We start from the raw sequence: 15568 nt of genomic DNA, 5'->3' as shown, positions 1-15568 counted from the left end.
GTCCTTGCATGGTCCGGCTTTCAGGAGGCGCGTGTTGCAGCAGCGACCACATTCAGCAGCGGACGACCTGATCGCCCAGACCGAAGCTCCACTCTCCCGTCTCCTGCGCCTCGCCTGCCGCGCCCTGCAGGCCGACTGGGCCGTCCTGACCCTCGACGCGCCGGACGGCCCGTGGCGCGCGGCCGCGAGCGGTGAACCCGCCGCGGACGACGACACCCGCGCCGTCCCGTCCCTCGCGTGCCCCGTCACGGACCCCTCCGGCAGGGTCATCGGTGAAGTCCGCGTCGGCCTGACCTACGGTGATTCCCCCTGGCAGCCGGACGACCGCGACACGCTGCACAGCTTCGCGCAGGTGATCGGCACGGAACTCGACCGTCAGGCGACCCACCGTGCCCTGCAGCGCGAACGTCTCGACCTTCAGGTTCTCACCGCCCGCGCCATCGACGCGGCCGCCATCGCCCGCGCGCTCGGCGAGGTGACGGATCTCGCCAGCCTCGACCTGACCCTCACGGAGCTCCTCACGCAGACCTGCCACCGCTTCGCGCCGCTGCTGCTCTGCGACTGGGCCGCCATTCTGCACGTGGACGCGGACGGCAGCAGGATCACCGGCTGCTGGCACGCCGACACGCTCCAGGCCCGTGCCTTCGCGCAGGACGACACCACCTTCAAGGACGCGGCCGCTCCCCTCCGCCAGGACGACCTGCACCTTCCCGTCATGACGTTCACGCGCGGCCAGCTGCGCCGCCTGCTGCCCACGCTGCCTGAACAGGGCTGCGCCCTCGCTGTCCGCGTCAGCAGCGACGCCCGTCACTCGGTCCTCATCCTCTTCGCGCGCCTCGATGCCGGACCGGACGGCGGGACCCTCCCGCCCGGCTCGCGCGAACTGCCGGTCCTGACGGCCCTGCAGCGCACCCTTCAGCTCGCCACGGACCGGGCACGGGAACGTGCCGACCTCGTCGAGACCCGCGACCGCCTGCGCCTCGCACTCGAAGCGGCGCCACTCGTCCTGTGGGCCACCGACCTCGACGGGACCTTCACCCTCTCCGAGGGCAGCGCCCTGCAGGGCCTGAACGCCCGTCCCGGCGAGGCGGCCGGACACCATGTCACCGAACGCTACGGCGATACGCCGGAAATCCAGTCCCTGCTTGGCCGCATCCGGCAGGGCGAACGCTTCACGCATCACATCCACATCCGCGGCCGCACCATCGAGGCGAGATTCTCGCCGCTCACGCACCCCGACGGGACCCTCAGCGGGTCGCTCGGCGTGGGGTACGACGTGACGGACCTCGTCCAGTCCCAGGAAGCGGCCCGCCAGGAACGCGACCGTGCCGAGGCGCTCCTCGAACTGTTCCGCAGCCTCGACCTCGACGCGGACCTGCTCGTCGTGGCCGGCGTCGCCCTGAAGGTCCTCCGGCGCGTGTTCGGGGACGGCTGGCTCGCCCTGTGGCAGCACCGCGGCGAACGCCTGATGCCGGTCGCGCTGCACGGCGACATCCCCGAACCGCTCCGGGAGTACCAGCAGCGCGGCTTCTCCACCACAGACGGGTACGCGGCCCGCATCCTGACCGGCCAGTCGGTCTTCCTCGACCCGGACGACCTGCCGCCCGACGTGCGCGAGGCCGGAATGCACGCCGCCGCGCTCCTCCCGGTCATCCTGGAGGCCGGGGAGGGCTCCCTGGTGCTCAGCGCGTACCGGAACCAGCCGTCCCCCTGGAGCGACGGTGACCGGCAGCTGCTCACCACGGCGGCCCGCACCCTGCAGATCAGCATGCAGCGGCATCAGGACTTCCACGCCCTGCAGGTCGCGGCCAGCAGCGACGCCCTGACCGGCCTCGGGAACCGCCGCGCGTACCAGCACGCGGTCCGGCAGATGCGGGGCACGCCCTTCACCGTGGTGCTGCTCGACCTCGACGGCCTGAAACGCGTGAACGACCAGGAAGGCCATCACCGCGGCGACGCCCTCCTGATCGCCTTCGCGGCCGCGCTGCGCGCCACCTTCCGCCCGCAGGACGAACTGTTCAGGCTCGGTGGAGACGAATTCGTGGTGCTCATGCCCGGCACGGCGCACTACACGCCCGACACCCTCCAGTCGCATCTGCTGTGCGTGACGGGCGCCCTGCACGCCACCGGGTTCGTCACGGCAGGCGTCAGTGCCGGAGCGGCGTCATCACCCAGGGACGCGCAGCACCCGGAAGACCTGCTGCGCCTCAGTGACGAACGCATGTACGCCATGAAACAGACGCGCCGCTGAACGCCCGCCCGCGTCAGGGACGCGGGGGCGGTCCGGGCCGGTCAGGTTCCGCCAGCAGCACGCCGCTCACGCGGTCGAACCGCAGGTCCGTCACGACCGCCCCCGCATACACCAGCGGCACCCGCACGTGCCGCCCGGCCCCCTCGGCCAGCCCCGACGCCGCGAGCCCCGCCACGCGCGCGTCCAGTCCCGCGCGTGCCTTGGCGCTCACGGCGGGCGGCACCGTCACGTCCTCCAGCAGCGGCACGGCGGGCCGCTCCACGAAGTTCAGGTCGCGGTCCAGCACCACCTCCGCCACCGGACGCCCCTGAAACAGCAGCGGCACCGTCAACCTCGGCCCCTGCGGCGACGGCCGCACGCGCAGCTCGCCCGCCTTCACCTGCCGCACCACCGACGCCGCACGCGCCGCGAACGCCCGCGCGTCCGCGAAACTCAGCGGTTCCGGCCTCGGCCCGCGCGGCGGTGGCCCGCCCGGCAGGGGAGGCGGCATCGCCACGTCCGGGCGCTTCTGTGCGAGGACAGGTCCGCACAGCAGCGCGCACACCAGCAGCAGCGCGCCCCCTGCGCCCGGCCCCCTCCCCGCACCTGTGAAGCTGCCCTTCATCCACCTTCCTCCCCGGACCGTGCCCTCTCTCCAGCCCTGAACGGTCCTCCAACCATACTGCGTCCCCATGCAGGAGGGCGGAACCACGTCGCCCGTGATTCCGCCCCCTGTTCACCTCATGACGGTGAACGCTCCTGCTGCGCCGTCAGGTTTACTTGCCCTGCTGGCCCTGGGGAAGCGTGAGGGCTTCCGCCGCGTGGATCAGGCCGTGCGCGGCACGGAAGTTGCCGGCCTGCAGCAGCGCCCGCGCGTCCGTGAGGTACCCCTTGGCCTTCGCGTCGGTGGTCTTCGCGATGAGGGCGTCCACGCGGGTGATCTGCTCCTTGAGCTGCGCGGCGCTCGGCGCGGGACGTTCACCCGCCGGACCCTTCATGGGCGGCACGCCCGCCTGACCTTCCGGGCCGCGCGGCGGGTGACCGCCCACCGGGCCGCAGTTCGCGGGGACCTGACCGTTCATGGCGGGGCGGGCCGGCGCGTTCTTGAGGGCGGGCGGCGTCGTGCCCTGAGGACCGGTCGCCTGCGGGGCGGCCGTGGGCTTCACGGCCTGTCCCTGGGCTGACGTTCCCTGGGCCTGCGGGGCGCGGGCCTGTCCCGGCACCGGGGGGCGGCCGCCCGCGCGGTCACCGCGGCGCCCACCATGCGGAGCGCACACCGGTGCGCCCGTGCCGGGCGCGGCCTGCGCGGCATTGGGGGCCGTGGCGCCAGGAGTGGCGGGGGCCGCCGTCACGCCCTGCGCCTTCACGGCAGGCGTGACGGTGGGGGCGGGCGTACCGGCCGCCGCGAAGGCGGTGGCGGAAGCGAGGGTGATCAGGGCGGTCAGGGCTTTCAGGTTCTTGGTCATGGTGTACTCCCTTGGTTGACTTACGAAAGGAAGTTTGGCGGTCCCCGCTGAACGCGCCAGGGTACGCGGCTGAATGAACGCTGAACGCCGCCCCGCTCATGCCGGCAGGGTGAACCCCACTTCCAGCTGCCCGCCCTGCTGAACGGCGAAGGTCTCCCCGCCGTGCGCGGTCGCCACGGCCCGCACGATCGCCAGCCCCAGCCCCGACCCGCCCGGCGCGGCGTCCGGCCCGCGCGAGAAGCGGTCGAACATGCGCGGCACGAACGCTTCCGGCAGCGCGGCGGGATTCAGGACGCTGAGCCGCACCCACGCGCCCACCCGTGTCGCCCGCAACGTCACCACCGGCAGGGCGTCCGGCCCTGCGTCCGGACCGGCGCCCGGCGTGTATGCCGCCGCGTTCCGCAGCAGGTTCAGCAGCGCCCCCTCCACCCGGCCCACGTCCGCCCGTGCCGTGAGCGCCTCCGTGCCCGGCAGGTCCAGCGCGAACCTCACCTGCGGCGCGAGGTCCGCCATCACCTCCAGCACGCCGCCGAGCACGCCCGGCAGGTCCAGCAGCTCCCTGCGCAGCGTTTCACCCGCGTCCAGGCGCGTCAGGGTCAGCAGGTCGTCCACCAGCCGCCCCGCCCGCCGCGACTCGCGCCGCAGGTTGACGACCAGCCGGGAGCGCAACTCCGACGCGCCCGGGTCGTCCTGCGCGCGCGCCAGCACCTCCAGACTCCCCGAGATCGCCGCGAGCGGCGTCCGCAGCTCGTGACTCGCGTCCGCCGCGAAGGCCCGCGTGCGCGCCTCCTCCTCCGACAGCTGCCGGAACGCTTCCTGCAGCCGCCCCAGCATGCGGTTCAGGCTGCGCGCCAGCACCGCCAGCTCGTCGTCCGGCGCGAACACCGGCATCCGTTCCGACAGGTCCCCCACCCCCAGGCGCGCCGCCTGCCCCGCCATGTTCCGCAGGGGCCGCAACCCCAGCCGCAGCAGCAGCAGCACCGCCGTGCCCGCCAGGACCAGCGCCAGCGCCGCGATCACCGCGTACGCCTGCACCACGCCCCGCGTGAGCCGCTCCCCGTCCGCCGGGTTGACCGCCAGTCCCAGCACGTTCCCCTGCCCGTCCGCCAGCAGCCGCACCGCGCCCCACTGCCCGCGCCCCGCCTGCCGCACCTGTGTCAGCACCCGCCGGGGCGGCACGTCGTGCGCCCCGCTGTCACTGAGGTACGTGCGGTCCCGCGTCGCCAGGACCCCCCACGAGTGCGCGGTCTGCGCGGCGCCCACCAGCGCCTGGTACAGCGCGTACTCCCGCCCCACCCCCGACCCGGCCTCGCCCGCCTGCACCACCAGCGCCAGCTGCCCGTACACCGCGCGTTCCGACTGCGTCGCCACGAACGCCTGCACGCGCGCGCCCAGCGTCACCCCGATCAGGACCAGCGCCGCCAGCAGCAACCCCAGCACCAGCAGCGTCAGGCGACCCGACAGACTCAGGCGCACGCTACTCCCGCAGCCGGAGCGCGTACCCGGCCCCGCGCACCGTCCGGATCAGGTCCGGCTCGCCCAGGGCCCGCCGCAGCTGCCGCACGTACACCTCCACGATGTTGTCGTCTCCCATGAACTCCCCGCCCCACACGCTGTCCAGCAGCACGGCCTTGCTGAGCGCGCGTTCCGGGTGCCGCAGCAGCACCTCCAGCAGGTCCGTCGCGCGCGGTGTGAGCTCCACCCGTACCCCGCCCCGCGTCGCCTCGCGCAGCGCCGTGTCGAGCGTCAGGTCCGCGTACGACAGCGTCCGCCCCCGCTCCGGCTGCACGCGCCGCAGGATCGCCTGCACGCGCGCCACCAGCTCTCCGAAATGAAACGGCTTCACGAGGTAATCGTCCGCGCCGAGCGTCAGGCCCCGAATCCGGTCGTCCACCGCGTCCCGCGCCGTCAGCATCAGCGCCGGCACCTGCGACCGCTCCCGGATCGCCTTCAGCACCCCGAACCCGTCCACGCCCGGCAACCCCACGTCCAGCACCACCACGTCCGGCGCCTCCCGCGCGAACAGTGCGAGCGCCTCCGTCCCGCCGGACGCCAGCAGTACCCGGAACCCCTCGTACCCGAAGCCCAGCTGCAGGTACTCACGGATGCTCGCGTCATCCTCCACGATCAGCACGGTCGGCAACTCAGTCGGCACGGCACTCATACGCCCATGGTAGGCGACAGCGCGTGAGAGCCCACCGCCGCACCACCCCCGCCTCCGGTGAGCGGCCGGGCCTTCAGCGCGTCAGGTCTTCGGTGATGAAGCCGGCGGCGCGCGCGCCGATCATCATGGCGGTGGCGTTGGTGTTGGCGTGGATGAGGTTGGGCATGACGCTCGCGTCCGCGACCCACAGGCCGCGCGTGCCGTGCACGGCGAGGCGGCGGGTGGTGACGGCGCGTCCGTCGTCGCCGAGGGCGGCGGTGCCGGTGGGGTGGTAGAGGGTGGCGCTCTCCTGCCGGACGTGGCGGGCGAGGTCGTCGCTGCGGGTGCCGGGACCGGGGAGGACCTCGCCGGTGCTGAGGGCGGCGAGCGGCCCGGTCGCGGCGATCTCGCGGGCCTGCCGGACGCCGTTCACGAGGCTTTCGAGGTCACGGGGGTCGCTGAGGTAGTTCGGGTCGATGACGGGCGGCGCGAGCGGGTCGCGGGACGCGAGGGTGAGGCGGCCGCTGCTGTGCACGTCCACGAGGACCGGGCCGACGGAGAAGTGGTTGCCGGGTTCGCTGACGGCGCCGTGATCGCGGAAGTACGCGGGCCCGAAGTGGAACTGCAGGTCAGGGTCGTCGTGGGCGGGGTCGAGGCCGCTGCGGGCGTGCGTGAAGGCGCTCGCCTCGGCGACGTTGCTGCTGAGGGGGCCGCTGCGGTTCCAGAGGTACCGGGCGAGGGCCTGCGTTTCGGGAACGCGGTCGAGTGACCGGACGCGGCTGCCGAAGATGACGGGCACGGCGAGGTGGTCCTTGAGGTTCTCGCCGACGCCGTCCAGGGGGACGCGGACGGGAATGCCGAGGCGCTGCAGTTCGCGGCGCGGGCCGATGCCGGACAGCATCAGGAGCTGCGGGGTCTGGATGACGCCGGCCGTGAGGGCGACGCCGCCCGCGTGCGCGTCGAGGGTGCGCCCGGCGTGCCGGAAGCGGACACCGGTGACGCGCGGGCCGTCCCACAGCAGTTCGAGGACCTGCGCGTCCGTCAGGACCGTGAGGTTCGGGTGGCGGAGGACGGGCTGCAGGAAGGCGCGGAAGGCGCTGTAGCGTTCGCCGTTGCGGTGGTTGCTTTCCAGCAGCGCGGCCCCTTCGAGGGTGCCGTCGTTGAAGGTGGCGGCGTGCGGGATGTGCATGGCCTGCGCGGCAGACGCCACGAACGCCTCGCTGAGCGGGTGGGAGGCGCGGCGCGGGCCGACGGGCAGGGGGCCGTGGTCGCCGCGCGTGTCGCTGGCGCCGCCGCTGTACGTCTCCAGGCTGCGGAAGGCGGGGAGGACGTCGTTCCAGCGCCAGCCGTCCCCCCAGGCGTCGTAGTCGCGGCGGGAGCCGCGGATGTAGATGGTGGCGTTGATGGCGCTGCTGCCGCCGAGGACCCGGCCGCGCGGCCAGTAGAAGCGGCGCCCGTCCGCGTGGGGTTGCGGGGTGGTCTGCAGGTTCCAGTCGAAGCGCGAACGGAAGAGTTTCGGGAAGGCGGCGGGCGCGCGGATGAAGAGGTGCCGGTCGTGTCCGCCCGCTTCGAGCAGCAGGACGCGCAGGCCCGCGTCCAGGAGGCGGCGGGCGGTGACGCTGCCGCCCGAACCTGCCCCGACGACGATCACGTCTGGGTGAGTTGCTGTCATTTGGACCGAGTATAGCGGCATGGGGACCGTGGAACTGCGCTTCACAGTTCCACGTGGAGGTGACGGGCAGGCGGGTGAGCTACGGATGATTCGGAGAGCTTCTGTCGCGCATGCCCGAGATGACCACGTGGCCATCATCTATCAATATTTTAAATTATGTCCCCCAGCGTAAACTGCTTTGTAAGAAATCCGATATTCTCCCTCACCTACCATTCGCACAGGCATCATCGTGATGCTTAACGTCGAACAAACACGAGTGGTCACGGAGAGGTCATGGCTTTATTTGGAGATCTGGAGGACATGTCGCTGACTGACGTTCTCCGAATCGCACGGTCCAAGACCGGGACGCTGTACCTCTACAGCGCCCTGGGTGGACGCAGCATCGAACTGGCGCTTCACAACAACCACCTGCTGTCGCTGTACATCGATGGTTTCGCAGTGCAGGACCGCGACCGCGCCACGCACACCGTCCTGCAACTGCTGTCCGACGCGCACGGGAAATTTTCCTTCGAGGACCTCGCGCGCGACCGACTGGCCCGACACTACCTCCTCCCACTCTTCCCACTGTTGCAGCAGGCTGCCGTGCAGCACGTGGTTCCGGACGTGAATCTGCCACACCCGCAGACCATGTTCCGCCTCCGCCCCGGCAGTCCCGAGGTTCCGGCGGGCCTCGCCACCATGTGGCAGCAGGCATCGCCACACCTGAAGCACGTCACGAACGCAGAACTGCTCTCCCAGATCCTGTCTGTCCCGCAGCACGACGCGCAGGTCATGATGTACCAGCTGCGCTCCGCCGCGCTCATCGAACTCGCGCACCAGCACACGCCGGGCAACCCTTCGAAACCTGCACAGCGGCAGTCCCCGCCTGCCACGGTCGTCACGTCCGAGGCCAGGACCATGCTGCAACGCCTGCTTGGACGCCTGCGCGGGCAGGGCGTCTGATATGCAACCTCTGAAACTCGTGGTCAGCGGCGCCGTCGGCGCGGGCAAGACGACCTTCATCCAGACCCTCTCCGAGACGGTCGTGGTTGCCACGGACGTAGAGGCCAGTGAGGACATCGGCAAGACGAACACCACCGTCGCCATGGATTTCGGCACGGTACATGTCGGAGACGACCTGCTCTTCCTCTTCGGGACGCCAGGCCAGGAACGCTTCGACTTCATGTGGGACGTCCTGTGCGACGGCGCGCTCGGCCTGCTGATTCTGGTGTCCGGCATCAAGCCTTCCGACTTCCGCCACTCGCGCCGAATTCTGGAATTCATCAGTACCCGCTACTCCATCCCATACCTGGTCGGCGTCACACATCAGGACCACGGGCACGCCTGGGCCGCCGAAGACATCGCGTCGTACTTCGAGACGCCGCCAGAACACGTCATCGGCATCGACGCCACCGACCTCGCGTCTTGCAAGTCGGCCCTCACCTCCCTGCTCGCTGTCATCGCCGAGCGGACTGACCTTCAGTCCCCGGTTTGAAACAGAATCCCCCTTCTCTGCACCGTCCTTTACCCCTCACGTACACCACATCACCAAGGAGACACCATGAGCAAGCAAGAAGAGACCCAGGCCGTCCTGAACACCCTGCGCGCCAGCATGCCCGAAATCAAGGGCGCCCTGATCGCCACGACCGACGGCCTTGCCATCGCCCGCTCTTTCTCCGACACCACCGACTACCAGCGCGTGGCCGCCATGGCCGCCACCGCCCTCGGCCTCGGCAAGCGCATCGCCGAGACACTCGGCGCCGGTGAATTCACCGAAACCAGTGTCACCGGCAAGGACGGCAACGTGTACATCTACGCGACCGGCCCGAAAGGCGTGCTGGCCGTCATCACCGCACCGGACGCGAACCTGGGCCTGCTGCACCTGGAGGCGCGTGACGCCGCCCGGCAGATCACCACCATTCTCGGCTGATCCGTTCAGCGGTTCACCACCGACGGTACGACGGACCCCGGATGACCCTGCCTTTCGCCGCGCGCACCGACCACCGGGACACTCACCGCGCAGCTCCGTATCCGTTGGCGCCTCTACACACCCAGACCCGCACTGCGGGAGCGGTTCATGTTCATCATGACCGCGTCCCGCTGAATTCACGGAGGACACCTTCATGACCACCCGCCAGGAACTCGGAGATTTCAACAGCATCGTCTGCTTTAAAGCCGTCATCACGGGCGTGGAAGACACGCTCGGCACGGACGGCGCCGCCGTCGTGTTCACCCGCGCGGGAAAAGTACGTGGCCACAACCTTGTCGCCGAGCTGGGCCTCACAGACAGTAATCCATCCATCGATTCTGTCGCGGGCGCCCTGAACGCCGCGATCGGCAAGGACGGCACCCGCCTGTGCAGCGTCGACCGATCCTACATGGATGGTGAGAACGTCGTCGTGGAAACGCATGAAACCGTATGCATGGCCGGAGAGCAGCCAGGCAGCACCCGCGAGTGCACCTTTACGCTCGGCGCGGTGTGGGGCGCCCTGGAAGCCATGACCGGGAAGAACTACATCGGGAAGCACACCGAGAGCATCGTGCGTGGCGGCACCAGCGACAAGTTCGTCTTCACGCCGTTCTGATACGGTTTTGAGCTGAAGTTCTGGAGTTCAGCAGGGCGAAGCGAGCATCAAAACCGTATGATCCCCCTTCCGGCGGCTCGCCCGTCCAGCGGCGCCACGGCCATGTCAGGCCGTGGCGCATTGCTGTCGTGTCCCGTCCGGGCTGCACCGTCAGCGGACGCGCCGTACTCTGCTTCTCGCGTCCTGAGCGTCTGCGGGTGTGCCGGGCAGCAGGACCGCCGCGTCCGTGCGTGCGCGCAGGTCCTCCAGCGTGACGCCCGGCGCGCGTTCCACCAGCCGGAAGCCCTGCGGCGTCACGTCGAGCACGCCGAGGTCCGTCACGACGCGGCTCACGACGCGCCGCCCGGTCAGCGGGAGCCGCGTCTCCCGCCGCAGTTTCGGCTCGCCGCGCTTGTTGAGGTGGTCCATCAGCACCACGACGCGCCGCGCGCCCACCACGAGGTCCATCGCGCCGCCCATGCCGGACACGAACTGCCCCGGCACCGTCCAGTTGGCGAGGTCGCCCGTCTCGCTCACCTCCAGCCCGCCCAGGATGGCGAGGTCGATGTGCCCGCCCCGGATCATCGCGAAGCCGTCCGCGCTGCTGAAGGCGCTCGCGCCGGGAATGAAGGTGGTGGTCTCGCCGCCCGCGTTCTGCAGGTCCGGGTCCACCTCGTCCACGGTGGGGGAGGGGCCGAGGCCCAGCAGGCCGTTCTCGCTCTCGAAGTACACCTTCAGGCCGTCCGGCACGAAGTCCGCGACGCAGGTGGGCAGGCCGATCCCGAGGTTCACGTACATCCCGTCCCGCAGTTCCTGTGCGGCGCGGGCCGCCATCTCGTCACGCGTCCACGGCATCAGCGGGCCTCTCGCAGGCGGACGGTCAGGACACTGCGGTCCGGGGTGGGGTTCAGCACGAGGCGCTGCACGTAGATGCCGGGCGTGTGGATCTCGTCCGGGTCGAGCTGCCCGTCTTCCACGATCTCCTCGACCTCGGCGACGGTGACGCGCGCGGCGGACGCGACCTGCGGGTTGAAGTTCTGCGCGGTGCGGCGGTACACGAGGTTCCCGCTGCGGTCGGCCTTCCACGCGTGCACGAGGCCCACGTCCGGCACGATCGCCTCCTCCAGCAGGCAGCGGCGCCCACCGTACTCGCGGACCTCCTTGCCGTCCTCGGCGACGGTCCCGGCCCCGACCGGCGTGTAGAAGGCGGGGATGCCCGCGCCGCCTGCGCGCAGGCGTTCGGCGAGGGTGCCCTGCGGCACGAACTCCACCTGCAGCTTCCCGCTGAGGTACAGGGCGCGCACCACGTCGTTCGGGCCGAGGTAGCTCGTGACGAGCCGCGTGACCTGTCCGTTCGTGATGAGGCGGTTCACGCCGAAGTGCTCGCTGCGCTGCGTGGAGCAGCACACGAGGCGCAGGTTCTGCACCTGGAGGTCGTGGACCGCGCCGATCAGGTCGGTGGGCACGCCCGCGGACGCGAAGCCGCCGACGGCGAGGTGTGTGCCGCTCTGGATCAGGTCCTGCAGGGCGGTTCGGGCATCCGGGTAGAGGGGGTTCATGGGGCCTCCGGCGTCCGGAAGGCGGACGCGGACCGGACGGGCAAGCGTCACCTTAAGACGCCCGGGTGAGGCGCGGGACAGGGAAGGGGAGGGAGGAGCTTCATGAACCGGGCCTGGCCCTGCCCCCAGGGTTCTGTTCAGGGTAGAATACGGGTATGATTTCCTGCCAAAGGCGAACAGGACACGGCGCGTGACCGAGCACCGCTCCGGCCTCACGCCCGCCGTCGTCCGGCGCCTGCGTCGCCCCTTCCCGCCCGCGACGCTCCGCTGGAAACTCCAGACCCGCCCGCAGGAGGGCACCGACCCCTTCGCGACCGTGGTGGTGTACGTGGACGTCCGCACGGTCGCCGCGCACCTGGACGACGTGGTGCCGGGCCAGTGGAGCACCGAGTACGTCCTGCCGCCCGTCACGGTCGGCTGGCCTGCCGTCGAGTGCCGACTCACCGTGTGCGGCGTCACCCGCTCCGACGTGGGCACGGTCGAGCCCGGCGCACGCCCCGGCAGCGACACCAAGGACCTGTACAGCGACGCCCTCAAACGCGCCGCCGTGCAGTACGGCGTGGGCGCGTTCCTGTACCGCTTCCCGCAGGTGCAGGCGCGCGTGGAACGTGCGGGCGCCACGTGGTTCGTGACGCGCGAGGCGCACTCGGAACTCGCCGTCCTGACGCGCGCCGTCCTCGCCGGAAACGCGGCCCTCCCGCGCTTCCAGGCCCTGCGTGTGCGCGGGTACCGGCCGCACGGCGTGGCGGACGTGACCGCTCCTGGCGACGTGCCGCCCGCCATCGGCGAGGTCCGTGCCCGCAGCCTCGCGGCCCACCTCCAGGGCGCGCTCACCGGAAGCGCCTGGGCCGACGCGGCGGGCGAAACGTACGCGACCTACGTGCTGGGCGTGAACGTCGAACGGCTCGCGGACCTCAGCGAGGCCGAGGCCGGACGCGTGTACCGCGCCGCACGGCAGGAGGCGCGCGAGATGCCCGGCCCCGCCACAGGTGGTATGCAAGTGGTTTAATGCCTGGGGAGGTCCACCATGCCCGCACCCCACCCGCAGCCGCGCCGGTCGTCCCCGTGACCGCCCCACCCTTCCCGCCCCGCACCGGCCCGCGCGTCCTCGGCCTGATGAGCGGCACCAGCACCGACGGGATCGACGCCGTCCTCACCGAACTGCCCGGCTGGCCCGCCCTCTGGAGCGGCAGCCCGCCCCCCCCACTCACGGGCGACGGACCGCGCGTGCAGACCCTCGCCCACCACCACACCCCCTACCCGGACGACCTGCGCCGCGAACTCCTCGCCGCCGCCCGCGACGAGCTGCCCACCAGCGCCCTCGCGGTCCTGCACCACCGGCTCGGCGCGGTCCTCGCCGGCGCCTGCCTGCCGCTCGCGGCGCACGCGGACCTCATCGCGAGCCACGGACAGACCGTCTCGCACCGCCCGCCGCACGCCACCCTGCAGATCGGTGAGGCGGCCGTCATCGTGGAACGCACCGGCCTGCCGGTCGTGGCGGACTTCCGGCCCGCCGACCTCGCCGCGGGCGGGGAGGCCGCGCCGCTCGTGCCCTTCGCGGACCGCCTGATGTACGCCGCGCCCGGCGTGCGCCGCGCCGTGCACAACCTCGGCGGGATCAGCAACGTCACGTACCTGCCGGGCCTCGACGCGTCCGGCGTGCTCGCCTTCGACACCGGCCCAGCCAACACCCTCATCGACGAGGTCGCGGCCCTGCACGGCCTGCGCTACGACGACGGCGCGCGCCTCGCCCTGAGCGGCACCGCGCACGAGGCGCTCGTGCAGGCGTGGCTGACGCACCAGGACCTCCTCCGCCCCCCGCCGAAATCCACGGGACGGGAACGCTGGCACCTCGCGGCCCTGCCCGGCCGGGAGGACCTGAGCGTGCCGGACCTCGCGGCGACCGTCACGGCCTTCAGTGCCGCCAGCGTGGTGGACGCGTACCGGCGATTCGTGCTGCCGCTCGGCCTCGACGAGGTGCTCGTCGCGGGCGGCGGGGCACGCAACCCCCTCCTGATGCGCCTCATCCGCGAAGGCCTCGCGCCCGTCCCGGTCCTGACCTTCGAGGAACGCGGCCTGGACGCCATGACGCGCGAGGCGGCCGCTTTCGCGGTCCTCGGCTACTTCGCGGCGCAGGGCTGGGCGAACACCCTGCCCGGCACGACCGGCGCGCGGCACGCCGTCGTCGCCGGAAAACTCTCCCGCCCCGCCCCGCCCACGCCCACCGGAGGCCACGCATGAAGGGTGCCGCATTCACGGCCGCCGCCGACCTCGTCCGGACCGCCGTGCACTCGGGCCAGGTGCCGGGCGCCGCGCTCGGCCTGCTGCGCGCCGGGCAGGCCCCCGTCACCGCCGTGTACGGCGCGGCGCAGCTCGACCCGGCCCGGGTGCCGCTCACGCCGGACCTGACCTTCGACCTCGCCAGCCTCACCAAGGTCCTCTTCACCCTTCCCGAGGTGCTGAAACTCGTGCAGGACGGTCTCGCGGACCTCGACGACCCGCTCTCCCGGCACCTGCCGGACATGGCCTGGATGGGCGCGCCCGCCGTGGCCGCCGTCACGCTCCGGCAGTGCCTGACGCACACGTCCGGCCTCCCGGCGCACGCGCCGCTCTACACCTGGGCCTCGGCACCTGAGACGCTGCGCGCCCGCGTGCTGCAGGAACCCTGGCCGCTCGGTGCGCACGTGTACTCCGACATCGGCTTCATGCTGCTCGGGCAGGTGCTGGAACGCGTGCGGGGCCGCCCGCTGCGCGACTTCCCGCTCCCGGCGGGCCTGACCTTCCGTCCCGAAGCGGACGGCTCGGTCGCCACTGAACGCTGCGCGTGGCGCGGCCGGGTGCTGCGCGGCGAGGTCCACGACGAGAACGCCTCCGCGCAGGGCGGCGTCGCCGGGCACGCCGGACTGTTCGGCACGCTGCACGGCGTGCTGGACGCCGCGCGGGCCCTGCTGGACGGCACGGCCCTCACGCCCGCCGCGCTCGCCGAACTGCGTGCCCCGCAGACCCCCACCCGCGCGCTCGGATGGGAGCGCCGCTTTCCCGGCTGGAGCGGCGGCAGCCTGTGCAGTCCCGGCACGCTCGGCCACACCGGCTTCACCGGCACCGGCTGCTGGATCGACTTCGAACGCGGGTACGCCTGGACGCTTCTCACGAACAATGTTCACCCGTCCCGGCACACGGCCCGGCCGCTGCAGCCGCTGCGCCGCGCCGTCGGGAACGTCCTCGCGGCAGGCTGGCAGCCCGGCTGAGCTCAAGCGCTCTCAGCCAGAAGCGGGGAGGCCCAGGGTGCGCGCGTGCTCGCTGCGCTCCAGGTCGCGGAAGCCGAGCCGTTCGTAGAAGCCCTGCGCGGCCGTGTTCGTGAGGCCCACCCCGAGGTGCACGCCCGGCACGCCCAGGTCACGCAGCGCCCCGAGCAGCGTGCCGATCAGGCGGCGGCCGTGCCCGCCGCCCTGCGCTTCCGGCAGCAGGTCGATGTGCAGGTGTGCGGGGTAGCGGTCCAGCCAGGCGGCGTCCGGGGCACGGTAACCGCGGTGCAGGGCGCGGGTCATGCGGGCGTCGCGGCTCTGGTCGTCTGCCGCGGGCAGGGGGTACAGGCCGCGCAGCAGCGGGAACCACTCGCGTTCGCTGCGCGTCTCGAAGTCGCGGCTGTCCGGCACGCCGAGCACGTACCCGACGACGCGCTCCGGGGTGGCGAGCACGAAGGTGGTGTCGGGGCAGAGGGTGGCGTACGGCGCGGCGTAATAGTGCCCGAGCAGCATCGGGTCGCGGTACAGGTGCGCGGCGTCCCGGCCGCTGTCGCCGGTCCGCAGGCAGATGTCGTACAGGGCCGTCAGGTCGGCGGGGCGGTACGCGCGGACGGTGGGGGAGCCGGTGTTCGGGGCTTCGTGCGGCATGGGTCACGTCCTGTCGGGCGCCTGCGGGGCGGCGGGTGGGCCGTGCGGCGAGATGAGGCGGG

General features: G+C 71.9%; 16 protein-coding genes. 8 read left to right on the top strand and 8 right to left on the bottom strand.

The window, feature by feature from the left end; genetic code table 11:
• Positions 1-31: 31 nt before the first annotated feature.
• Complete coding sequence (locus IEY33_RS06785; RefSeq protein ID WP_188961518.1) at positions 32-2251, top strand: diguanylate cyclase domain-containing protein; 2220 nt, start codon at positions 32-34, stop codon at positions 2249-2251.
• 13 nt (positions 2252-2264) lie between these two features.
• Here the strand turns inward: IEY33_RS06785 and IEY33_RS06780 are convergent, their stop codons facing one another.
• The 5 genes from IEY33_RS06780 to IEY33_RS06760 all read right to left on the bottom strand — a co-directional run bounded on the left by IEY33_RS06780 (position 2265) and on the right by IEY33_RS06760 (position 7511).
• The gene (locus tag IEY33_RS06780) at positions 2265-2855 is read right to left on the bottom strand and encodes a hypothetical protein (protein WP_188961517.1); all 591 of its coding nucleotides are present in this window, start codon (positions 2853-2855) and stop codon (positions 2265-2267) included.
• Between the two features lie 151 nt (positions 2856-3006).
• Positions 3007-3696: a hypothetical protein gene (locus IEY33_RS06775; RefSeq protein WP_188961516.1), complete on the bottom strand. Its 690-nt coding sequence runs from the start codon at positions 3694-3696 to the stop codon at positions 3007-3009.
• Between the two features lie 96 nt (positions 3697-3792).
• On the bottom strand, positions 3793-5172 hold the full coding sequence (locus IEY33_RS06770) for a HAMP domain-containing sensor histidine kinase (protein WP_188961515.1): 1380 nt from the start codon (positions 5170-5172) through the stop codon (positions 3793-3795).
• Between the two features lies 1 nt (position 5173).
• Complete coding sequence (locus IEY33_RS06765) at positions 5174-5860, bottom strand: response regulator transcription factor (protein ID WP_188961514.1); 687 nt, start codon at positions 5858-5860, stop codon at positions 5174-5176.
• 73 nt (positions 5861-5933) lie between these two features.
• The gene (locus IEY33_RS06760) at positions 5934-7511 is read right to left on the bottom strand and encodes a GMC family oxidoreductase (RefSeq protein ID WP_188961513.1); all 1578 of its coding nucleotides are present in this window, start codon (positions 7509-7511) and stop codon (positions 5934-5936) included.
• Between the two features lie 300 nt (positions 7512-7811).
• Between IEY33_RS06760 and IEY33_RS06755 the strand changes: the two genes are divergently transcribed.
• The 4 genes from IEY33_RS06755 to IEY33_RS06740 all read left to right on the top strand — a co-directional run bounded on the left by IEY33_RS06755 (position 7812) and on the right by IEY33_RS06740 (position 10075).
• The gene (locus IEY33_RS06755) at positions 7812-8453 is read left to right on the top strand and encodes a hypothetical protein (RefSeq protein ID WP_188961512.1); all 642 of its coding nucleotides are present in this window, start codon (positions 7812-7814) and stop codon (positions 8451-8453) included.
• Between the two features lies 1 nt (position 8454).
• Positions 8455-8985: a GTP-binding protein gene (locus tag IEY33_RS06750; RefSeq protein ID WP_188961511.1), complete on the top strand. Its 531-nt coding sequence runs from the start codon at positions 8455-8457 to the stop codon at positions 8983-8985.
• A gap of 66 nt (positions 8986-9051) precedes the next feature.
• A complete protein-coding gene (locus tag IEY33_RS06745; RefSeq protein WP_188961510.1) occupies positions 9052-9420 on the top strand; it encodes a roadblock/LC7 domain-containing protein in 369 nt (122 codons plus the stop codon).
• A gap of 193 nt (positions 9421-9613) precedes the next feature.
• Positions 9614-10075, top strand: coding sequence for a hypothetical protein (locus IEY33_RS06740; protein WP_188961509.1), 462 nt, complete (start codon positions 9614-9616; stop codon positions 10073-10075).
• A 150-nt stretch (positions 10076-10225) separates the two neighbouring features.
• On the opposite strand, the gene IEY33_RS06735 is transcribed toward IEY33_RS06740, so the two are convergent.
• Positions 10226-10909: a 3-oxoacid CoA-transferase subunit B gene (locus IEY33_RS06735; protein WP_188961508.1), complete on the bottom strand. Its 684-nt coding sequence runs from the start codon at positions 10907-10909 to the stop codon at positions 10226-10228.
• On the bottom strand, positions 10909-11613 hold the full coding sequence (locus IEY33_RS06730) for a CoA transferase subunit A (RefSeq protein ID WP_188961507.1): 705 nt from the start codon (positions 11611-11613) through the stop codon (positions 10909-10911). The genes IEY33_RS06735 and IEY33_RS06730 overlap by 1 nt, the downstream gene beginning before the upstream one ends.
• 190 nt (positions 11614-11803) lie before the next feature.
• On the opposite strand from IEY33_RS06730, the gene IEY33_RS06725 reads away from it, so the two are divergent.
• From IEY33_RS06725 to IEY33_RS06715, 3 genes are read left to right on the top strand one after another with little or no spacing between them, the layout of a single operon-like run.
• A complete protein-coding gene (locus tag IEY33_RS06725) occupies positions 11804-12622 on the top strand; it encodes a Rad52/Rad22 family DNA repair protein (RefSeq protein ID WP_188961506.1) in 819 nt (272 codons plus the stop codon).
• Positions 12623-12678: 56 nt separating this feature from the next.
• Positions 12679-13854 (top strand): anhydro-N-acetylmuramic acid kinase, encoded by a 1176-nt coding sequence (locus tag IEY33_RS06720; protein ID WP_229670839.1) that lies wholly within the window; start codon positions 12679-12681, stop codon positions 13852-13854.
• On the top strand, positions 13851-14861 hold the full coding sequence (locus tag IEY33_RS06715) for a serine hydrolase domain-containing protein (protein WP_188961505.1): 1011 nt from the start codon (positions 13851-13853) through the stop codon (positions 14859-14861). Before IEY33_RS06720 ends, IEY33_RS06715 begins: the two co-directional genes overlap by 4 nt.
• A gap of 12 nt (positions 14862-14873) precedes the next feature.
• Here IEY33_RS06715 and IEY33_RS06710 read toward each other — a convergent pair whose 3' ends face one another.
• The gene (locus IEY33_RS06710) at positions 14874-15506 is read right to left on the bottom strand and encodes a GNAT family N-acetyltransferase (RefSeq protein ID WP_188961504.1); all 633 of its coding nucleotides are present in this window, start codon (positions 15504-15506) and stop codon (positions 14874-14876) included.
• Between the last annotated feature and the right edge of the window lie 62 nt (positions 15507-15568).

It is taken from the genome of Deinococcus aquiradiocola (assembly GCF_014646915.1).
GTDB lineage: Bacteria > Deinococcota > Deinococci > Deinococcales > Deinococcaceae > Deinococcus > Deinococcus aquiradiocola.
This window is presented reverse-complemented; position numbering and strand designations above follow the sequence as displayed.